The organism is Streptomyces sp. NPDC058221, assembly GCF_042882365.1.
GTDB lineage: Bacteria > Actinomycetota > Actinomycetes > Streptomycetales > Streptomycetaceae > Streptomyces.
Genome location: NZ_JBHVWF010000146.1, coordinates 1 through 20,086 on the forward strand (window position 1 = coordinate 1; position 20,086 = coordinate 20,086).

22 protein-coding genes are annotated in these 20,086 nt (G+C 71.5%); 3 read left to right on the top strand and 19 right to left on the bottom strand.

Going from position 1 to position 20,086, the window contains the following annotated elements:
* Positions 1-525, top strand: a 525-nt coding sequence (locus tag ACFVW8_RS32180; RefSeq protein WP_389696272.1) for a PP2C family protein-serine/threonine phosphatase, incomplete at its 5' end; no start/stop codon positions are given.
* 30 nt (positions 526-555) lie between these two features.
* On the opposite strand, the gene ACFVW8_RS32185 is transcribed toward ACFVW8_RS32180, so the two are convergent.
* Positions 556-1,020 carry a hypothetical protein gene (locus ACFVW8_RS32185; protein WP_389696274.1) on the bottom strand — a complete coding sequence of 155 codons (465 nt, stop codon included), beginning with the start codon at positions 1,018-1,020 and terminating at the stop codon, positions 556-558.
* A gap of 138 nt (positions 1,021-1,158) precedes the next feature.
* Between ACFVW8_RS32185 and ACFVW8_RS32190 the strand changes: the two genes are divergently transcribed.
* Positions 1,159-2,097 (top strand): carbohydrate kinase family protein, encoded by a 939-nt coding sequence (locus tag ACFVW8_RS32190; protein WP_389696276.1) that lies wholly within the window; start codon positions 1,159-1,161, stop codon positions 2,095-2,097.
* 53 nt (positions 2,098-2,150) lie between these two features.
* On the opposite strand, the gene ACFVW8_RS32195 is transcribed toward ACFVW8_RS32190, so the two are convergent.
* Positions 2,151-2,750 (bottom strand): TetR/AcrR family transcriptional regulator, encoded by a 600-nt coding sequence (locus ACFVW8_RS32195; RefSeq protein WP_389696278.1) that lies wholly within the window; start codon positions 2,748-2,750, stop codon positions 2,151-2,153.
* 195 nt (positions 2,751-2,945) lie between these two features.
* Between ACFVW8_RS32195 and ACFVW8_RS32200 the strand changes: the two genes are divergently transcribed.
* Entirely contained in the window at positions 2,946-5,237 is a 2,292-nt protein-coding gene (locus ACFVW8_RS32200; protein ID WP_389696280.1) for a glycoside hydrolase family 3 N-terminal domain-containing protein, read from the top strand.
* Positions 5,238-5,358: 121 nt separating this feature from the next.
* Here ACFVW8_RS32200 and ACFVW8_RS32205 read toward each other — a convergent pair whose 3' ends face one another.
* The 17 genes from ACFVW8_RS32205 to leuC all read right to left on the bottom strand — a co-directional run bounded on the left by ACFVW8_RS32205 (position 5,359) and on the right by leuC (position 19,751).
* On the bottom strand, positions 5,359-6,033 hold the full coding sequence (locus tag ACFVW8_RS32205) for an adenylate kinase (protein WP_389696282.1): 675 nt from the start codon (positions 6,031-6,033) through the stop codon (positions 5,359-5,361).
* Between the two features lie 7 nt (positions 6,034-6,040).
* Positions 6,041-7,477 (bottom strand): MFS transporter, encoded by a 1,437-nt coding sequence (locus ACFVW8_RS32210; protein WP_389696284.1) that lies wholly within the window; start codon positions 7,475-7,477, stop codon positions 6,041-6,043.
* Entirely contained in the window at positions 7,474-8,154 is a 681-nt protein-coding gene (locus ACFVW8_RS32215; RefSeq protein WP_389696286.1) for an L-threonylcarbamoyladenylate synthase, read from the bottom strand. The genes ACFVW8_RS32210 and ACFVW8_RS32215 overlap by 4 nt, the downstream gene beginning before the upstream one ends.
* Positions 8,155-8,264: 110 nt before the next feature.
* The gene (locus ACFVW8_RS32220; RefSeq protein ID WP_389696288.1) at positions 8,265-9,722 is read right to left on the bottom strand and encodes a class I adenylate-forming enzyme family protein; all 1,458 of its coding nucleotides are present in this window, start codon (positions 9,720-9,722) and stop codon (positions 8,265-8,267) included.
* On the bottom strand, positions 9,719-10,444 hold the full coding sequence (locus ACFVW8_RS32225) for a hypothetical protein (RefSeq protein ID WP_389696290.1): 726 nt from the start codon (positions 10,442-10,444) through the stop codon (positions 9,719-9,721). Before ACFVW8_RS32225 ends, ACFVW8_RS32220 begins: the two co-directional genes overlap by 4 nt.
* 1 nt (position 10,445) lies before the next feature.
* Complete coding sequence (locus ACFVW8_RS32230; RefSeq protein ID WP_389696292.1) at positions 10,446-10,853, bottom strand: hypothetical protein; 408 nt, start codon at positions 10,851-10,853, stop codon at positions 10,446-10,448.
* Entirely contained in the window at positions 10,846-11,700 is an 855-nt protein-coding gene (locus ACFVW8_RS32235; protein ID WP_389696294.1) for an enoyl-ACP reductase, read from the bottom strand. The genes ACFVW8_RS32230 and ACFVW8_RS32235 overlap by 8 nt, the downstream gene beginning before the upstream one ends.
* Before the next feature lie 8 nt (positions 11,701-11,708).
* Positions 11,709-12,512, bottom strand: a complete 804-nt coding sequence (locus tag ACFVW8_RS32240; RefSeq protein WP_389696296.1) for an SDR family NAD(P)-dependent oxidoreductase — start codon at positions 12,510-12,512, stop codon at positions 11,709-11,711.
* Complete coding sequence (locus tag ACFVW8_RS32245) at positions 12,502-12,918, bottom strand: hypothetical protein (RefSeq protein WP_389696298.1); 417 nt, start codon at positions 12,916-12,918, stop codon at positions 12,502-12,504. The genes ACFVW8_RS32240 and ACFVW8_RS32245 overlap by 11 nt, the downstream gene beginning before the upstream one ends.
* Positions 12,915-14,009, bottom strand: coding sequence for an NAD-dependent epimerase/dehydratase family protein (locus tag ACFVW8_RS32250; RefSeq protein ID WP_389696300.1), 1,095 nt, complete (start codon positions 14,007-14,009; stop codon positions 12,915-12,917). Before ACFVW8_RS32250 ends, ACFVW8_RS32245 begins: the two co-directional genes overlap by 4 nt.
* Positions 14,006-15,139 (bottom strand): beta-ketoacyl synthase N-terminal-like domain-containing protein, encoded by a 1,134-nt coding sequence (locus ACFVW8_RS32255; RefSeq protein ID WP_389696302.1) that lies wholly within the window; start codon positions 15,137-15,139, stop codon positions 14,006-14,008. The genes ACFVW8_RS32250 and ACFVW8_RS32255 overlap by 4 nt, the downstream gene beginning before the upstream one ends.
* Complete coding sequence (locus tag ACFVW8_RS32260; RefSeq protein ID WP_389696304.1) at positions 15,136-15,537, bottom strand: acyl-CoA thioesterase; 402 nt, start codon at positions 15,535-15,537, stop codon at positions 15,136-15,138. The genes ACFVW8_RS32255 and ACFVW8_RS32260 overlap by 4 nt, the downstream gene beginning before the upstream one ends.
* A gap of 41 nt (positions 15,538-15,578) precedes the next feature.
* Positions 15,579-15,872, bottom strand: coding sequence for an acyl carrier protein (locus ACFVW8_RS32265; protein ID WP_389696306.1), 294 nt, complete (start codon positions 15,870-15,872; stop codon positions 15,579-15,581).
* A gap of 120 nt (positions 15,873-15,992) precedes the next feature.
* Positions 15,993-16,421 (bottom strand): heme-binding protein, encoded by a 429-nt coding sequence (locus ACFVW8_RS32270; RefSeq protein ID WP_389696308.1) that lies wholly within the window; start codon positions 16,419-16,421, stop codon positions 15,993-15,995.
* A gap of 57 nt (positions 16,422-16,478) precedes the next feature.
* Complete coding sequence (locus ACFVW8_RS32275) at positions 16,479-17,672, bottom strand: hypothetical protein (RefSeq protein WP_389696310.1); 1,194 nt, start codon at positions 17,670-17,672, stop codon at positions 16,479-16,481.
* 64 nt (positions 17,673-17,736) lie between these two features.
* The gene (gene leuD / locus ACFVW8_RS32280; RefSeq protein WP_389696312.1) at positions 17,737-18,330 is read right to left on the bottom strand and encodes a 3-isopropylmalate dehydratase small subunit; all 594 of its coding nucleotides are present in this window, start codon (positions 18,328-18,330) and stop codon (positions 17,737-17,739) included.
* A gap of 2 nt (positions 18,331-18,332) precedes the next feature.
* On the bottom strand, positions 18,333-19,751 hold the full coding sequence (gene leuC, locus ACFVW8_RS32285; RefSeq protein ID WP_389696314.1) for a 3-isopropylmalate dehydratase large subunit: 1,419 nt from the start codon (positions 19,749-19,751) through the stop codon (positions 18,333-18,335).
* Between the last annotated feature and the right edge of the window lie 335 nt (positions 19,752-20,086).

The following is a 20,086-nucleotide window of genomic DNA, read 5'->3' on the forward strand; positions in this document are numbered from 1 at the left end:
GTCATGGGCAGCGGTATCAACGCGGCCGGCACCATGGGGCGGCTGCGTACCGCCACCCAGACCCTCTCCAGGATCGGCCTGCGGCCCGCCGAGGTGCTCCGGCACCTCGACGAGATCACCGCTGATCTGGACCCCTGGTTCGCCACCTGCGTCTACGCCGTGTACGACCCGGCCCGGAGCACCTGCCGGGTGAGTACCGCCGGGCACCTTCCGCCGGTGCTGATACCGGCAGGGAGCCCGCCGCGGCTGCTCGACCTGCCGGCCGGGGCGCCGCTCGGAGTGGGCGGTGTGCCCTTCAGCGATGTCACGGTCGGGTTCGGGCCGGGTGACCGGCTCGTCCTCTACACGGACGGCCTGGTCGAGACCCGCGACCAGGACATCGACACCCGGCTCGACTCCCTGCTGGGGCTGCTCCGCGAGCCGGACCCGTCGCTGGAGAAGTCCTGCGACCGGCTGCTGCGGGAGCTGCGCGACCCCAGCCACCACGACGACGTGGCCCTGCTGATGGCGCGGGTGCGCAGCTGACGCCGGGCACGGGGCACGCAGCGACGAGGTTCAGCGGCCGCATCTGCGGTGCCGGCGGCAACCGCGGGCCGGCTTGCCGATCCGGTGCGCTCCGGCACCGAGGAAGCCCAGCCCGATGCCGAACATCCAGGAGTCCTTGGCCAGCGGGACGCCGGCCTGGCTCGGGCGCAGACTGCCCGGCTCACGCATCCCCGGAACCCGCAGATACAGGCCGAGCAGCCCGCCGGAGAACCCGGTCAGGGCCAGTCCGGCGAGCCTGGTCGGCACGAACGGGACGAGCAGCGTGCCGCCCACCGCGATCTCGGACCAGGCCAGCAGCCGGGTGAAGCGTTCGGCCTCGATCTTCTCCAGGAACGGGTAGGCGGTGCAGGCCATGCCGTGCAGCGTCTGCGCGGTCGCCTCATCGGCCTTGAGCTTGCCCAGGCCGGAGTTCAGGATGAACGCGCCGGTGGCGAGGCGGGGCGGGATGTCACGCGGTTCAAGCACCGAAAGCATCGGAAGCCTCCACAGATCAGGTCCAAGGCCCCTGACCGATGATAGACAGCGGGCGCCCGGACCGCTCGCAGAGAACGGCCGTGGGGACGGCACGGGGTCGGCCATACTGGTCCGCGGCGGGACTCGAGAGGCGGCACAGTGAACCGACAACAACCCGAATACGACGTCCTGGTGATCGGCGGCAGCGGAGTGGACACGATCGTCCGCGTCGATGCCCTGCCGGTCCCGCTCGCCGATTCGGTCATGGTCGGCCCGATCGAGGAATGGCCCGGCCACACCGGGGGCAACGTGGCCCTCGGCGCGCGGGCGCTCGGTCTGGGCGTGGCTCTGCTCGACTGCATCGGCGACGACTGGACCGGCGCCCAGGTGCGCGAGCGGCTGGCCGAGGGGGACGTGGAGTTCCACCCGCTGATCTCCGCGGCGGGCACCCGCCGCGCGGTGAACCTGGTGGACGCGAAGGGCAGGCGGATCTCGTTCTACGACGCCCGTGACCCGGAGGATCTGCGGATGCCGCCGGAGTTCTATCTGCCCCGGCTGCGGCGCACCCGCCATGTCCATCTCTCCATCATGAACTTCACCCGCTTCCTCTACGACGACATCGAGGCCCTCCAAGTCCCCGTCTCCACCGATCTCCACGACTGGGACGGACTGAACGAGCACCAGCGGGAGTTCGCCCTGCGCTCCGATCTCGTGTTCTTCAGCGCGGCGTCGGCGGGCGAGCGCACCCCCGCGCTGATGCGGCAGATCCTGAGCGAGGGCCGTGCACAGACGGTGGTCGCCACGGCGGGCGCCGACGGTTCCTACCTCCTGACCCGCGACGGCGGCCCGGAGCCGCTTCACGTCCCGGCGACGGTGCCGCCCGCACCGGTGGTGGACACCAACGGCGCGGGCGACGCGTTCGTCACCGGTTTCCTGTACGGGCGGCTGGACGGCCGGAACGTCCGCGACTGCGCCCGGCTGGGTGCGGTGGCGGGTGCCCACGCCTGCACGGCCCCCGGCTCGACCGCACTTGTCGGCCGGGCGGAGCTGCTGGCGGGGGACAGCGACGCTTCCCGAGGGCCGGCGCCCGTCAACTGAGCACGCCCGGGTACCCGTGCCGGTGGACTTCGGTACGGGTACCCCGGGCCCGCTCAGAGCTCCACGGTCAACTGAGCCTGCACATGCGCGCGCAGCACGCCCGCCATATCGGTCGCGCAGTCGCTGAGGAGCCACTGCGTCTGGAGCCCGTCCATCAGCCCGATCAGCTGCTGCGCCGCTTCACCGGGTGCGATGCCGGTGCGCAGCGCGCCCTCGTCCCGCGCCTCCTCGTAGGAGACGGCCGTGGTGCGGACCGAGTTGCGGTAGCGCTCCACGAAGTACGTGTGTGCCGGGTGACCGGTCGATGTCGCCTCGGCGGCGAGTACGGAGAACAGCTCGACGATTCCCCGGCGCCGGGCGTTCAGCGCGGCGAGGTCCACGAGCCGGCGCAGCCGGTCCACGCCCGTCGGACCGCCGACGGCGAGCCATGCGCCGTCCACCTCGTCGCGGTGTTCCAGCACGGCGAGCAGCAGCGACTGCTTGGTCGGGAAGTGGTGGAGCAGACCGGGGTGCGAGATCCCGCAACGGGTGGCGATCAGCCGCAGGGAGGCTCCCCGGTAGCCGACCTCGCCGAACAGGGCCATGGCCTGGTCGAGGATCTCCACGCGTTTGGCGCGGCCCTTCGCATAGCCACGCCGCGTATCGCCGGTCACGTGTCACCCTTCCCGGCCGTCTGGGACGGCACCGCTGAGTACAGTCGCACATCCATATACTTACCACTCGGTCGGGATTGGGCGTACGGTGGGTCCGCGCGGCCGAGTTGGGCCGTGCCGTACCGCCGGCCGGCCCCTCCACCACCCGGGTGTCCGCCCGATGAGAACGTCACCGACGTTGCGAAAGGAACTCCTGTGGGCTCCTCACTGCCCTATCTCGACCCCGCGCTGTCCGTCCCCGAGCGCGTGGCCGACCTGGTCGGCCGGATGACGCTGGCCGAGAAGGTCGGCCAGATGCTCCAGCTGAACGCGAAGGACGGGGTCCGGCACCACATCGAGGACATGCACGCGGGATCGATCCTGCACGCCTCCCCCGAGCGGGTCCTGGAGGCGGCCGCGCTCACCGAGCGGACCCAGCTGCGGATCCCGCTGCTCGTCGCGGAGGACTGCATCCACGGGCACTCGTTCTGGGAGGGGGCGACGATCTACCCCACCCAGCTCGGCATGGCCGCGACCTGGGACCCGGAGCTGGTGGAGCGGATCGCGCGGGCCACGGCCGTCGAGGTCGCCGCGACCGGTGTCCACTGGACGTTCTCCCCGGTCCTGTGCATCACCCGGGACCTCCGCTGGGGCCGGGTGAGCGAGACGTTCGGCGAGGATCCCTTCCTCATCGGCGAGCTCGCCTCGGCGATGGTGCGCGGGTATCAGGGGGACGGCCTCGACGACCCGACGGCGGTCCTGGCGTGCGCCAAGCACTTCGCGGGTTACTCCGAGACCCAGGGCGGCCGGGACGCCAGCGAGGCGGACATCTCACGCCGCAAGCTGCGCTCCTGGTTCCTGCCCCCGTTCGAGCGGGTCGCCAAGGAGGGCTGCCGGACGTTCATGCTCGGCTACCAGTCCATGGACGGGGTCCCGATCACCGTCAACAACTGGCTGCTGAACGAGGTGTTGCGCGGTGAGTGGGGCTACACCGGGACGCTGGTGACGGACTGGGACAACGTCGGCCGCATGGTGTGGGAGCAGCGGGTCTACGCCGACCACGCCCAGGCGGCCGCCGCCGCGGTCCGGGCGGGCAACGACATGGTCATGACGACGCCGGACTTCTTCGACGGTGCGCAGGAGGCGGTCGCCGGGGGCACCCTCGACGAGGCGGAGGTCGACGAGGCGGTCCGCCGGATCCTGACGCTCAAGTTCGAGCTGGGCCTGTTCGAGAATCCGCGCCACCCCGACCGTGAGCGGCAGGCCGCTGTCATCGGCAGCGCCGACCACGCCGTGCTCAACCTCGAAGCGGCCCGCCGCTCGCTGGTGCTCCTCACCAACGACGGCACCCTGCCGCTGGCCGGCGGTTTCGGGGCCGGGGCGGACGGGCGCGCGCTCGCGGCCGCCGGCACCGCGCCCCGCACGGTCGCGGTCATCGGCCCCAACGCCGACGACCCGCAGACCCAGCTCGGTGACTGGGCGGGCTCCTCGGGTCAGGCGGACTGGCTGCCGGACGGCCAGCCGCGCGACATGATCCGTACCGTGCTGGACGGGTTCCGGGAGCATGTGCCGGACGGCTGGAGCGTCACCCACGCACGCGGGGCCGACATCCTCACCGTCGGGCCGGACCCCGAGGGCGCCTTCTTCCCCGACGGGCAGCCCCGGCCGGAGATCGTCGTCCCGGCGGAGCCGTCCGAGGCCCTGATCGCCGAGGCCGTCGCCGCGGCGCAGGCCGCCGACCATGTCGTAGCGGTGGTGGGTGACCGTATCGAGCTGGTCGGCGAGGGGCGTTCGACCGCGACTCTGGAACTGATCGGCGGCCAGATCGCACTGCTCGACGCGCTCGCCGCGACGGGCAAGCCGTTCGTGGTGGTCGTCATCAGTTCCAAGCCGCTCGTGCTGCCGCCCTCGGCGCACCGCGCGGCGGCGATCGTGCACGCCTTCAACCCGGGCATGCTCGGCGGTCGGGCCGTCGCGGAACTGACCCTCGGACTCATCGAGCCGTCCGGCCGGCTGCCGGTCTCCTTCGCGCGTCACTCGGGACAGCAGCCGACGTACTACAACCAGGTGCGCGGCCAGCACGGCAGCCGGTACGCGGACCTGACGCAGCACCCGGCGTTCGCCTTCGGTGAGGGCCTCAGCTACACGACGGTCACCTACTCGGATCTGGAGGTGCTCACCGACGTCCTCGGCACGGGTGACACGCTGCGCGCGCGCGTCGTCGTCCGTAACGCCGGTGAGCGTCCCGTGCTGGAGACCGTGCAGGCGTACGTCAGCGACACGGTGACCTCCGTGACCTGGGCCGAGAAGGAGCTCAAGGCCTACCGTCAGGTGACACTGGCTCCGGGCGAGTCGCGCGAGGTCGTCATCGAGCTGCCGGTCGCGGAGTGCAACCTCGTGGACGCCGGGGGCAGTCGGATCGTCGAGCCGGGCGCGTTCGAGCTGCTCGTCGGCCCGTCGTCGCGCGATGACGCCCTGCTCCGGGCGGGGTTCACGGTCAAGGACTAGGTTCTTTCGCCCGGTTGGGGCCGGGTACCCCGGACGAAGAGCGCTGTGGCCGGACCCTCCCTGGAGAGTGAGGATCCGGCCGGTCGGGGCGTTCAGCCCTGCGCCATCACGATGGCGGACGTCACCGCGGGCCGCCCCCCGCCGCCGGGGCCGGACCGAGCACAGCGATGAGCCGGTCCGTCACCTCGTCCGCGGGACGGGTGGCGTCGATGGTGCGCAGCAGACCGGCGGACGCGTAGTACGCGGACAGGGGTGCACTCTCCGCACGGAAAACGGCGAGCCGGTGACGGACCTTCGCGGGGACGTCGTCGGCGCGCTGGTGGAGCTCGCCGCCACAGTGGTCGCACAGGCCGGCCACCCTGGGTGGCGCGGTGCGCAGATGGAAGATGTGGCCGTTGTCCCGGCGGCAGATGTGCCGACCGCTGATCCGGCGCACCACCTCATCTTCGTCGACGGTGAACTCGAACGCCGCGCACAGCGACGCGCCCACCTCCGACAGGATGAGGTCAAGTGCCTTGGCCTGGAAGGCAGTGCGGGGGAACCCGTCGAGGAGCGCCCCGTCTGCCGTGTCCGGTTCGCGCAGCCGGCCGCGTACCACTGACGTGATGAGTGCGTCGGGCACGAGCCGGCCCGCCTCGATGAGGGCCGCTGCCCGCCGTCCGAAGACCGTACGGTCGCGGACCTGTTGGCGCAGCATGTCCCCGGTGGACAGGTGCGGCAGGGACAGCCGGGCCGCGAGGCGGCGGGCCTGAGTGCCCTTGCCCGCTCCGGGAGGCCCCAGAAGTACCACATGCATCAGACCCTCACTCCTTCGGAGCGGCGTGCGCCAAGTGCACGACAGGCTGGGGACGTTGTGGTGCCGGGTGCGCCGGGGCGGCTGCCCGCCGGGACGTTGCACGCTGCAGGGACACCACGATCAGCGCCGACATGATCAGCATGGCGCCGGTCAGCCAGAGTCCGGGCCGTACCGAGCCGGTCATGTCCTTGAGCCAGCCCGTGGCGTACGGCGCGACGAATCCGCCCAGGCTGCCGATGGTGTTGACCAGGGCGATGCCCGGAGCCGCGGCGCGCTTGCCGAGCAGCGCGGTGGGAAGAGCCCAGAACACCGGCGTCGCCGAGAGCACGCACACCGCACAGACGCTGATGGCAGCCATGGTCGCCAGCGGGCTGTCGAGGTACAGCGCGAGGGGTACGAAGACGCCGCCGAGAACGGCGGGCAGGGCCACACCACCGGCCCGGCCCGGTCGCCGCTGGGCATAGCGCCCCCAGAACACCATCGCGACGGCTCCCAGCGCGTACGGGACGGCGTTGATGAGACCGCGGTCGATGACGGAGAACGTGCTGCCGTCCGCCTTCTCGAAGCCCGCGATGATGGTGGGCAGGAAGAAGCTCAGCGCGTACAGCCCGTACACGATGCCGAAGTAGGCGACGCCGAGCAGCACGGTACGCGGCGTGAACCAGGCGCCCCCGTCCCGCGGGCCCTCGCCGCCCTGGCGCTCGGCGCCGTCCTCGGCGACCCGGTCGACGAGCCAGGTGCGCTCGGGCCCGGTCAGCCAGCGCGCATCCTGCGGCCCGTTGGGCAGCATCCGCCACACGACCACCGCGAGCAGCAGGGCGGGAACGCCTTCCAGCAGGAACATCGCCCGCCATCCGTCGAGTCCGAACAGCTGGTCCGCGTGCCCGACCAGCAGCGCGGACAGCGGGCCGCCGAGCGCGGTCGACAGAGGGAGGGCGACGAAGAATCCGGCCATGAACCGGGTCCTGACCTCACGGGGCAGCCACAGCGTCAAGTAGAAGACGATGCCGGGCAGGCAGCCTGCCTCGGCGATGCCGAGGAGCAGCCGCGCCGTCTGGAGCTGGCCGGCGCTCTGCACGAACGCGGTGAGCGTCGCGACGATGCCCCAGGAGACGAGGATGCGTACGAGCCAGGTCCTGGCGCCGAAGCGGCGCAGAGCCAGGTTGCTGGGGATCTCCACCAGAGAGTAGCCGAGGAAGAAGATGCCGGAGGCCAGGCCGAAGGCGGTCGAGGACAGGCCCAGCGCGTCGTTCATGCCGTTGGGCCCGGCGAAAGCGATGTTGCTGCGGTCGAGGTAGCTGACCAGGTAGAGCAGGCCGAGCAGGGGCAGCAGCCGCCTGCCCACCCGGGCGTACACCTGCGCCCCGACGATGGGGGGTTGTTCGGCCCTGCTCACGTCCGGGGCCGCGGGTCTGCGCCCTGTGGTGCGTATGCCGTCGCTCACGACTCGTCCTCCAGGAGATGTCCGAGGTCGCCCAGGGCCTTCTTGATGTCGGCGTGCGTGATGTCGCCCAGACGCAGCACCTTGAACGGCACGGTGGCGGCGGTGACGATCGTCGAGGAGGCAGTGGTGCCCTGGTGGCCGCCCTTGACGACCATGTCGACGGACTGGCCGATCTGTTCGACGGCCAGGTCGAGGTCGACGAGAACGCCGTCGGCCTGGCCGGACAGGTTGGCGGAGGTCATGGCCACCGGCCGGCCGACCTGCTCGATCAGCTGCTGGATGGTCGGGTTGGCGAGGCAGCCGATGGCCACGGTCGGGCCGCCGCACACCAGGTGGTCCGGGATCCGGGTGGTGCGCGGCAGCACGATGTTGAACGGGCCGGGCCAGAACGCGTCGGTCATGCGCCGCACGGCCTCCCGGTGCTCCTCGGGCACGGCCGTGTACCCCTCCCACTCCTGCGGGTGGCGGACGAACAGGGTGAGCGCGGAGGTCGCCGGGCGGCGCTTGATGGCGAAGGCGCGCTTGACGGCTGCACTGTTCCACGGGTCCATGGTCAGTGCCAGGTTGGTGTCGGACGGGGCTACCACGACACCTCCGTTACGGACCAGGTCGCCCGCGACCCGCAGGTTGTGTGCGGTGGGTTCCACTACGTTGGCCTCGGTGGGAGCGGTCGTCATGAGAGTTCTCCTTGTTTTCGCATACGTGGTTCACGCACAGGGCGCGCTTGAGGCATGCCGGTGTCGCACGGCATGGAATGGGACGAGGGTGAAGAGGGCGGCCGGGCCCGTCACTTGGACAGGCGGGTCACGGCATCCACGGCCGTGAAGCGGCGCGGCACCTCGACCGCGCGCAGCCGGCCGCGGCACCAGCGGCGCAGAGCCGTCGCGTCGAGGGAGCCGACGCCGGGACGGTAGAGGATCTCGGCCGCCAGCTGGGTGGCGGCCTCCGGGTCGGGTTCGACGCGGGCGGCGACGACATCGGGGTGTTGCGCCAGCACGCGCTCCACAAGCCCGAGATAGATTTTCTCGCCGTTCACGGAGGCCACCCGCCGTGAGCGGCCGACCAGCCGGATGCCGCCGTTGTCGAGACGCTCGCCGAGGTCACCGGTGGGCACCTCGCCGCCGAGGGGGTAGGGGACGTAACCGCCGTCCCGGTAGGTGCCGAGCTGTGCGGTCGGGGTGTGGACCACGAGTTCGCCCATGCCGTCGCGGGTGCCGGCGGTGGGGCGCAGTTCGAGCCGGACGCCGGCCAGGGGTGTGCCGAGTCCTTCCGGGTGGTGTGTCCGGCCGAGCGGGTTGGTGGCCACCCTCGGGCCCGCTTCCGTCAGGCCGTACGTCGAGAACACCTCGGGGACGCCTCGGCCGCGCAGCTCGCCGAGAGCGGTGCGGCCGAGGCGGTCGCCGCCGACGGTGATCTGGCGCAGGGAGGTGGGCAGCGGGTCGCTGCCGTCCAGGACGCGCAGGAGCAGGTGCGGGGTGAGCGCGGTGTGTGTCGTCTCATGTTCCCGGGCGGCAGCGAACCAGTTCGAGGTGGAGAACGGCGGTTCCATCAGGGCCAGTTGCATGCCCCGGGCGAGCACGCCGAGCACCCCGCAGACCAACGCGGACGAGAAGTGCATCGACTGGGACAGCAGATAGCGGCCCTCGGGGCCGGGGGCGCCGACGCTGTTCCAGTGCATCTGCGCATTGCGCAGCAGGTTGGCCCGGCTGTGCACGACGGCCTTGGGCAGTCCGGTGCTGCCCGAGGTGGCCAGGACCAGCGCCGGCTCCCCGAGCGGCAGTTGGCGCTCGCTGCCGCACAGGCCGCCGTCGGGCGGGGTGAGGGCCGCGAGGGCACTGTGGTTGTCCTGCCGGACGACCACGGCCCGCTCACCCCAGCTGCGGGCGACGGCCGGGGTGCCCCGGGCCGCCCGCGCCCCGGTCGCCTCGGCAAGGATGCGGTAGCTCTCCGGAGCCAGTTGGTCGGACAGCAGGACGGGAACGAGGTCCAGTTGCCAGGCAGCCATGAGGTCGAGGAGCGTCGACAGACGGCTGCCGGTGGCGACCACGACGCGGTCGCCGGGACCCGCGCCGAGCGACGCCCAGTCGGCGGTGCGTTCCTCGGCGAGGGCGCACAGGTCGGCGGCGGTCAGGACCCGGGTGCCGGTCATGGCGTGCTCGGTCACGGATGCCGCCGGGTGGATCCAGTCCAGGCCGGGCGGCGGGGTGGTGCCCGGGTGCGCGGCGAGTGCCGGTATGCCGCTCACGCCGCCCCCACCGGGACCCGCTCGGCGAGCAGCGCCGCCACCCGTCGCAGGGCCGCGTGATCCTCCTGGCCGAGCCCCGGGGCGGCGGGCGAACGGGCGTACAGCGCACGGGGATCGAGCCGTACGGCGTCGGTCCCGTCCGCATCCGTGCCGCTCACCCGTTCCAGGGCGGCCAGGACGGCGAGGCCCTCGCCGCCACGGCCGCCGGCGTCCGGCAGCCACGTGATGTGACCCACGTACGCCGTGTCCACGGCGCCCGCCGCCAGGCGCAGCGCCCCGAGCAGGCAGGCGCCGTCCAGGCCCGCACCCCGCCCGGCCAGAACCACGGAGGGCCCCTGGGCGGGCAGTCGCTGCGCCACGCTCTGCGCCACGATGTTGTATCCGGCCACCGAGAACGTGGAGGGCGAGCGCCGGCCGGCCGCGAGGCCGAGCGCGAACTTCCGCACGGAGGCCTGGTTCCCGCGCCGGGTGCTGATGAACACGCCCCGCCGGAAGGCCTCACCGCCGGGCGGATGGCTCTCGGCGTGCACACCGGCCGCGAGTTCACCGAGGCGCGAGGCAGGATCGCGGCGCGAGCGCAACTGTGCGTGCGGTACCTCGTGGACTGCGGAACCGTGGGGCAGGGCGTCCCGCAGGGCCGCCGCGTGGGCAGGGGTCGCGAGCACGACGGCCGACGAGAGGGCGTAGGCCCCACGCAGCCCGTCGAAGGTCAGAACGTTCATGTCATGCCACCTCCTGGGTGCACACGGACGCGGAGTACACGTTCCGTCCGTGATGGGCGAGCCGGGCTTCTACGGTGGACAGGCGGCCGGAGCGCACGACGCGGGCCTCGAGTACCGCGCCGCCGCTGCGCCAGTGGTCTTCGCCGTCCGGCTGCGGGTGGCCGCGCAGTTCGACGACCTTCGCCGGGACGGCCCGCTGCGCGCCGCGCACCTGGCTGGCGAGGCGGCAGGCGATCTGGTGCAGCGCCTCCGCGGCGATCAGCCGGTCCGCGTGTGCGGGCACGGCGTCGGGCATCCGCAGGTTGGCCCGGGCCGTGGGGCCGGTGACGGTGAGCGGACCGCACAGGTCGAGGAACCAGCCGGTACCGGGACCGGGCACGGCCGCCGTGGGCGGGGGCAGCTCATTCATGGCTGTCCTCGCTGGGCCAGGTACCCATGATGTGGTAGCCCGCGTCGACGTACACGGTCTCGCCGGTGACTCCGGAGGACAGGTCGCTGAGCAGGTACAGGGCCGTGCCCGCGACATCGTCCGCGGTGATGGGGCGGGCCAGCGGGCTGCGCTGTGCGCGCTGCGACATGGACGTCGTGAAGTTGGGCAGCCCGAACGTGGCCAGCGTGCGCATCGGGCCGGCCGAGAGCACGTTGACGCGGGTGCCGGCGGGCCCGAGCTCGGCGGCCAGGTAGCGGGCGGCGGACTCCAGGGCCGCTTTGGCCACGCCCAGCACGTTGTAGCCGTGGCAGACACGTTCGGCGCCGAGATACGACAGCGACAGGACCGAGGCGTGGGGGGCCAGATGGGGGCGGGCCGCCCCGGCCAGCCCGATCAGCGAGTAGACGGAGGACTCCATGGCGTGCGTGAAGCCGGCCCGGCTGGTGGCGGCGAGCCCGCCGGCCAGTTCGTCCTTGTCGGCGTGGGCGACGGCGTGCACGATGAAGTCGATCTGTCCGTGCCGCTCGGCGAACTCGGCGCACACGCGCTCCATGTCGCCGTCGCTGAGTGCGTCGCAGGCGCCGAGGTACGGGTCCCCGGGCAGCCGGGGCAGCGCACGCTCCAGCCACTTCCCGGCACTCACGCTGCGGTAGGTGAAGCCGAGTTCGGCCCCCTCGTCGGCGAGGCGGCGGGCGATGCCCCAGGCGATGGAGCGCTGGTTGACGACGCCGACGACGAGGCCCTTGCGCCCGGCCATCAGTCCGGCGGGGGCGGGGGGTTCGGCGAGCGCGGTGGCCGAACGGCCGGCGGTCGGTGCTGTGTTCACGTTCTCCCTCACAGTTGGGCTCCTCCGGCGACCGGGACCACGGCGCCGACCATCGTCGGCTTCCTGCTGACCATCGCGGCGACGACCTCGGCCACGTCTCGCGGGTTCGTGAACCGGCGCAGCGGGATCTCCTTGAGGTAGGCGCTGCGCTCCTTTCCCTGGAGCATCGAACGGGTCAGATCGGTCTCCACGAAGCCGGGTTCGACGACGTTGGCCAGGACGTCGAACCGCGCGCCCTCCAGGGCGACGGACGCGGCATAGCGGGTCAGGGCCGCCTTGCTGACCCCGTACATCGTGTTGCCGACACGGGCGTTGCGCCGGGCCTGCGAGGAGATGAAGACGATGTCTCCGCGCCGGCGGCGCACCAGATAGGGCAGGACCGCGTGCGTGAAGGTCACGGCGCTGCCCAGGTTGGTCTCGAGCAGGAGCTCCATGTCCTGCCAGGTGACCTGCATGGCCAGTTTGTCCGCGGTCAGCCCCTGGTTGTTGACGAGTGCCTGCAGCCGTCCGCCGGTGCCGACCGCGGCGACGAACTCGGTGACCTCCTCCAGGACCCGTCCGTCGACCCGTGAGCCGCGGGCGTGGCCCCGGGACTGTTCCACGACCTCGTCGGCGGCCTGCTTGGAGTTGAGATAGGTGAACTCGACGTCGAAGCCGTCGGCCACCAGCTGGCGGACCACCGCTCGTCCGATGCCGCGCGCCGCGCCGGTGACGATGGCCACCGGCCGTGCGCCGTCCGTCTCCTGTCCGGCCCGCGTGTCCCGCGCGGTGTTCTGTACGTCTTCGGGAACCTGCGGTGCCTCATTGCTCATCGGTGATGAACACCCCCCTCGCGGCGACGACGTCGCCCGTCGGTTCTTCCAGTACGGCTGTGCATTCGATGCGCTCGTCGGGCCGCTGCGCACGGCGGGCCGTGAACCTGACGCGAGCGGGCGGTACGAGGGCGCGGGCGAACCGCACGTCGCGCAGCACCCCGGTGTGGACGGCGTCGTACCGGGCCGCCCCGGCCAGCTGTTGGGCCAGTTCGGACATCAGATGGACGATCGCGGAGCCCGGCAGCATGGGATTGCCGGGGAGGTGCTCGGCGAACACCGGCCAGTGCGGGTCGAGTCGGAGATTTCGCTCGATGACGTCGCAGCCGTCGGCGGGGCCCGGTGGCCAGGTCAGCGGGATGCCGAGCAGCCGGACCGGCAGCGCCGGTTCGGGTGCGGCGCTCATGCGGCGGCCGCCGTTCGCGCGCGTCCGCGCCGGCCGCCGAACTCCAGCTGCGCGGTGACGAAGCCCGCGAACGACGTGGCGTCCACGCGCGGCCGGGCCGCGGCCGGCACCTGGCTGTCCACGTTCCGGTGGTCGAAGACGAACGGGCAGCTCATGAAGGCCACGTTGTCGGCGTTGACCGAGGCGAAGCCGCGGTCGAGGGCCGTGCGTGGCGCTCCGATCGCGAGCACGTCGCCGCCCAGGGCGGCGTTGACCGCGTCGATCGCCTCGCCGTTGCGAAGCCGCTGATCGCCCAGGTGGTAGTAGGCGCTCACCTCGGCTTCCGCAGCTGCGCGTTCGGCCAGCGAGGCGCAGCTCGCCGCGAGCTGGTCGACGTGCACCAGCGGCGGGGCGAGGGTCTCCGCGATGTCCAGGGTGAGGGTCGCTCCCCTGCTGCGGACCTTCGCGATCATCTCGACGAGGGTGTAGTAGCCGGCCCGGTTGGCCTGCACCGGCCGGTGTCCTGCGGGCCCGATGACGGAGCCGACCCGCAGCGAGGTGACGGGGTGGCCCTCACGCTCGCGAAGCCCGTCGAGCATGTGCTCTGCCAGGACCTTGGAGACGACGTACGGGTTCACCGCGTCGACGTCCCACACCGGCTCCTCCAGGACGAGGCTCGGGGTGCGGCCGGGGTCGCCGGGGCCGGTGACCCCGACGGTGGACACCTGGAAGAAGCGCTCCTGAGGCCGGCACAGCCTCAACAGCCGGACAGGGGCCGCCGCGTTGGCGTCGACGGTGTGGCGCAGTCGGTCCATGTCGTACGAGAGCGTGGCGCCGATGTTCCACACCTGCGCGACCGTGCCGAAGCCGAGGCGGGCCAGTGCCGCCCCGTCCGCGTCCCGCAGGGCGAGCGACTGGAGGTGTCGCGCGTGGCCCGGATCGTCGCCGGTCGCCTCCAGTACCGCGGCCACCTTGGCGCGGATCGAGGCGGTTTCGGGGTCGCGGTCGCCGGTGGTGAGGACGAGGGCACGGTCGAAGGCGGGCAGCAGAGCCGCCGTCACCGCCGTGCCGACCAGTCCGGTGGCGCCGGTGAGGACGAGCGTGCGGCTCATCGGGGTGTCCTTGCCAGGACGACACAGGAGTTGGCGCCGCCGAACCCGTAGGTGACGCTGGCGCCGAGCGTGCCGTCGGCCAGCGGCCGGGCACCGACGGCCACGGGGATGCCGGCCCACCGCTCGTGCGGGGAGCGCAGGCCCACGGTCGGGGGTGCCGTCCTTTCCCGCAGCGCGTAGGCGGTGACCAGCGCTTCGACGGCGCCGGTGGCACCGAGGGAGTGGCCGAGTGCGCCCTTGCTGGCAGAGACGACGGCGCCGCCCTTCGGAAACACCTGCCGGTAGACCGCGGCTTCCATCTCGTCATTGACGGGGGTGCCGGAGCCGTGGCCGTTGAGGTAGCCGACCTCGTCCGGCGTGGCGCCGGCCATGTCGAGTGCGGCGCGCACCATCCGCGCCGCGTTGGACCCCGACATGTCGGGCGAGGTCAGCGACTCGACGTCGGTACTGGCCGCCCAGCCGCGCACCACGGCCAGTGGCGTCCGTGCACTGCGGTCGACGGCGGTGAGGACCAGGCAGCATGCGCCTTCGCCGAGTGTGGTGCCGTCGGATGCCGCGTCGTAGGGGCGGCACCGGTCGGGCGACATGGTCTTCAGGCCCGCGTGGCCGCTGTACTTGCCCGGTTCGAGCGAGTCCACGCCCACGGCGAGGACCGTGGTGGCGATCCCGGTGGCGATGAGGTCGCAGCCGTAGCCGACGGCATCGGTTCCGGAGGAGCAGGCCGAGGAGAGAACGACCACCGGACCGTGCAGGCCGAGGGTGGCGGCGACCTCGTCCCAGAAGTGGTCGAGCTCCACGTCCGGGCCACTCTGTTCGAATATGTCGCCGAGGCTGACGCCGACGACCACCCAGGCCTCGGCGAGGTCCGCGGGGGTCAGGCCGGCCTCGGCGCCGGCCTGTTCGATGGCCTGGGTCATCGCGTGCACGCTGAGCGCGGCGAGACGGTCGCCGCCCGTGGCCGCGGCGTACCCGGCGACCTGTCCCGCGGTGGCCGAGCGCAGCCCGTCGGCGTCGAAGAGCGTCACGTCCCCGAGCCCGTCGCGTCCGGCCAGCAACTGGAACCAGGTGGCGTCCGCGGAGTCGGCGAGAGCGGTGACAGCGCCGGCTGCGACGATGGCGACCTCGCTCATGCGGCACGCCCGAGGTCGATGCGGTCCGCGATCGCCTGCGGCACGGGCAGCAGTCGGTAGGGCTCGCGCTGGACGAAGACGAGGTTGAGCTCGGCGCGTGCCAGGAGCTTGCCGCGCGACTCCGCCTTGAAGTTGAGGCGCAGGGACCGGCCGAGGTTCTCGGCCCGGGTGATGGAGGTGGTGACGGTGTCGCCGCGCAGTGCCGAGTTGCTGTACGAGGCCTTCACGCGTGCCACTCGGATCTCGACGCCGTCCCCGAAGAATCCGGGCGGTGTGCTGTGTGCGGCGAGAAACTCCTTGAGTGCGTTGCTGTACCACTTCAGGTAGTTGGAGAAGTGGACGACTTCGAACTCGTCGACCTCGGCGTCCTGTACAGCATGTTCCAGATTGATGATCACTGCTTCTGTTCCCCTCCCCTGGGAGCTCTGTGAAGCGGAGCTCAGCTACTCGCGGTGATCTTGGCTGCGACGAGCTCGACGATGCGGGCGACGGTGGAGAAGTTGTCGGGGACGAATTCGCCGTCGCTGATCGACACGTTGTACTCGTCCTCTATGTGGGCCATGAGCTCGGCGAAGCCGAGGGAGTCGACACCCACTTCGGTGCCCAGAAGCATTTCGTCACCGATGTCCTTGGGGTCCATGTCGATGAACAGCGCGTCGACGAGGAAGCCCTTCAGATGCTCAGCGGCGGCGGCGGTGTCGAACGTGGTGGCGGTGACGGTGGCGTTGGACATGAGAATCTCCCTGGACGGTGTGGAACGCGGATGGTGATCTCTGCTGCGGTGCAGGGGTGTTGAGGCACGGAGGCGGGCCGGCGCTGGTGCGGCCCGCCTCCGGTGGACGCGGCCGTCGGGTCAGCCCGCTTCGACCGCGCCGAGGCCTGCCTTGGCGATCTTGATGTCGTCGGACCAGTGGCCGCCGCTGACACCGACGCCGCCGACGATCTCACCGTCCACGACGATCGGCAGACCGCCGCCGAACACGATCAGGCGGCGGATGCCCGTGGGGGCGCCGGCCGACAGCGGGGCGTCGTCCTTGATGAAGTCGTGCCACTGGTCGGTCGGCATGCCGAACCCTGCCGCCGTGTACGCCTTGTCCTGGGCGATCTCCACGGTGAGCAGGGCCGCCCCGTCCATCCGGGCGAAGGCGTTGAGGTGCCCGGACTCGTCGACGACGGCGACGGTGGACGGTACGCCGAGGTCGGCGGCTGCCTTCTGGGCCGCCGCGACGACCTGCTGCGCGAGTTCGTTGCTGAGGGCGGCGCGACGTCGTACCTGAGACATGTTTCTCTCCATTTCGAGGGCTGATTGCGCCGGTGCGGTGCAATCGGTGAGGGGTGGTCAGGCGGTGGCCGGCTGCTCCGTGCCCTGACGTGCCGGGCGGGGCAGGGCGGCCACGGTCACGGCGGCCAGTACCAGGTAGCCGACGGTGATCCCGAGCAGCAGGTGGGGGAAGGAGACGCGGTCGAGGGCCAGGCCCGCCAGGAGCACCAGGACGGTGTTGACGACGGCGAACCGGGCTTCGTTGGCGCGTAGGGCCGCCGCCTTCACGGTGTTCTCCTGGCCGTCGAGCACGGCGCTGATCGCCCCGACGGAGACCGGTCGTACGGCCCCGACACCGGCGCCGAGCGCCACGGTCGCGACGGCAGCGCCACCTGCGTTGGGCTGCCACAGCAGGATCAGCAGTCCGGCGCCGGCGAGCGCTGCGCAGGCGGCCGCGGTGGTCCGGGCGCCGAACCGGTCGACGGCGAGCCGGCCGTAGCGGGCGGTGAAGAAGCCGCTGAGCGTGTACGCGCCGAGCACCAGGCCGAACACGGGCAGCGCCACCTGCAGGCGTACGTACAGCAGATAGGGCAGGAACCCGATGAACAGGGCGAGAACGAAGCCGCGCACGACGGCGTAGTACGAACTCCAGCGCAGGACCGTGCCGTTGGCGGTGGCCGACGGGGCCGCAGTGCGGGCGGGTTGTGCGGGAGGGGTACTGGTGGGCGCCGGTGCGCCGCGGCCTATGGTGCTCGCCGTCAGCGCGGCCAGCACCGACATGGCGGCCGAGAGGAAGAACGGGGCGAGCGTGGAGGCCTGGTAGACGATGGCACCGAGCACCCCGGCCACCAGCGCGGCGGCGAAGGTCAGCGAGCCGCTGCGGCTCTCCCAGCTCCGGGCGTCCGAACCGTCCTTGCGGCAGATCTCGGCCAGCAGCGCCGAGTCGGTGCCGCTGGCGAGGGAGAAGCCCAGCGCCGCGATGACCTGGGCCACCACGGCGACCGGGAGGCCACCGGGCGCCGCGAGGAGCAGCAGGCCGAGAGCCTTGAGGAACTCCCCCGTCACCACCGCACCGGTCAGGCTGAGCCGCTTGGCGAGGGGCTTGACCACCACGGCCGCCACGGCGAGCGTGACGCCGTAGGCGGCGAGTGCCACTTCGACGACAGGGAGCGAGAAGTCCCGGTCGTAGAAGAAGACGAAGAGGATCGTCAGGTGGAAGTAGCTCCGGGACAGGACCCGGTAGGCGGTGAATCTCTGCTGGTGGCCGAGCATGGCGTCAGACCCTGCGCTTTCTCCGTCCGGTGACGGTGTTCGGGGGCGTCGGGCGGGGAGCCGGTCACACGGGCAGTGCGGTCGGCAGCCAGGCGGGGCGGCCCGACTCGTACGCGGCGATCGTGGCGGCGTGCTGGAGCGTCGCGTCGACCTCGTCCAGCCCTTCGAGCAGGCGCTTGCGGTGGAAGGGGTTGAGTTCGAAGGGGACGGTCAGGTCGCCGGCCCGTACCTCCAGTGCCTCCAGGTCGACACTGATCGGCTCCTGCGGCCGCTCCTCGGCGCGCTGCCACAGCTGCTCGATGACGTCCTGGGCGAGCTCGATCGTCAGCAGGCCGTTCTTGAGGGAGTTGCCGCGGAAGATGTCCGCGAAGCGCGGCGAGAGCACCACCTTGAAGCCGTGGTCGAGCAGTGCCCACACGGCGTGCTCGCGGGACGACCCGGTGCCGAATTCCGACCCTGCCACCAGGATCGATGCGCCTTGGTACGCCTCGTGGTTGAGGACGAAGTCCGGGTCGGTGCGCCAGACGGCGAACAGGCCGTCGGAGTATCCGGTGCGGGTGAGCCGCTTGAGGAAGCGGACGGGGATCAGCTGGTCGGTGTCCACGTTGCTGCGCCGCAGGGGCAGGACGCGGCCGGTGTGCGTGCGGAACGGCTCCATGATCAGGCCTCCTGGGTGACGGGCAGACTGGTGGGCGCGGTGAGGGCGCCGGCGATCGCGGTCGCGGCGGCGACGGCCGGGGAGACCAGGTGGGTGCGCGAGCCGGCACCCTGGCGCCCCTCGAAGTTCCGGTTGGAGGTCGAGGCGGCGCGCTGGCCGGGTTCGAGGAAGTCGGGGTTCATGGCCATGCACATGGAGCACCCTGCGTTGCGCCACTCCGCGCCGGCCGCGCTGAACACCTTGTCCAGGCCTTCGGCCTCGGCTGCCTGGCGCACCCGCTCCGAACCGGGGACGACCAGCATCCGTACGCCTTCGGCGACCTTGTGTCCGGCGAGCACACCCGCGGCGGTCCGAAGGTCCTCGATGCGGCCGTTGGTGCACGAGCCGAGGAACACGGTGTCCACGGGGATGCCGGTCAGCGGCGTGCCGGCCTCGAGCCCCATGTACTCCAGGGCCTTCTCGCAGGCGGCGCGCTGCGCCGGGTCGGCGAAGGACCCGGGCACCGGGACCGTGCCGGTCAGCGGCGCGACCTGGCTCGGGTTGGTGCCCCAACTCACGTACGGGGTGAGGGAGTCGAGGTCGACGTCGACCACCCGGTCGAAGACCGCGTCGTCGTCGGTGCGCAGCGAACGCCAGTAGGCGACGGCCTCGTCCCACTGCTCGCCGCGCGGGGCGTGCCGGCGTCCCTCGAGGTAGGTGAACGTGGTCTCGTCAGGGGCGATCATGCCCGCGCGGGCACCGGCCTCGATCGACATGTTGCAGATCGTCATGCGCGCTTCCATGGACATGGACGCCAGGGCTTCGCCGCGGTACTCGATCACATGTCCTTGGCCGCCGCCGGTGCCGATCTGGCCGATCACCGCGAGGATGATGTCCTTGGCGGTCACCCCGGGCCGCGGCGTGCCGACCAGGTTGACAGCCATCGTCCTGAACGGCGGGAGCCGCAGCGTCTGCGTGGCCATGACGTGCTCGACCTCGCTGGTGCCGATCCCGAAGGCGAGCGCGCCGAACGCTCCGTGGGTCGAGGTGTGGGAGTCGCCGCACACCACGGTCATGCCGGGCTGGGTGAGTCCGGCCTCGGGGGCGATGACGTGCACGATGCCCTGGCCGGGGTCACCCAGCGGGTACAGGGTGACGCCGAACTTCTCGCAATTCTTGCGGATGGCATCGACCTGGGCCCGGGAGACCGGGTCGGCGATCGGCAGCAGGATGTTCTCGGTCGGAGTGTTGTGATCCTCCGTCGCCATCGTCAGCTCGGGCCGCGCGACCTTGCGCCCACGCAGCTCGAGGCCGTCGAACGCCTGCGGGCTCGTCACCTCGTGCAGCAGGTGCAGATCGATATAGAGAATGTCCGGCTCCTGGGGAGACCGGCGCACCAGGTGCGCGTTCCAGACTTTTTCTGCGAGCGTCAATGCGGCCACGGCATCTCCTTGCCAGACGAGAAATCTTGTGCACCGCATCGAGCGATCCGGTCATTCCACGATCACGGGAATCCGACCGTTCGACCCCTCGGTCTCGGTACGCCAGGACAGTAACATACCTTCGCGAGGGAATGTTCTTGAACGAGCAAAGCCCTCGCCATCGACACTCGCCTGACCTGCATATACGTCACCCACGGCGAGTGGACGCCACCTCTTGACAGGCCCCGCAGGCGCAGACGTGACGCATCTTGAATGCCTGGTGTCCACATAATGAGACATCTTGAGGTCCGGGAAACCTCTCCGCAATCCCCCATCCCCCTCCCTCCAAATAACCC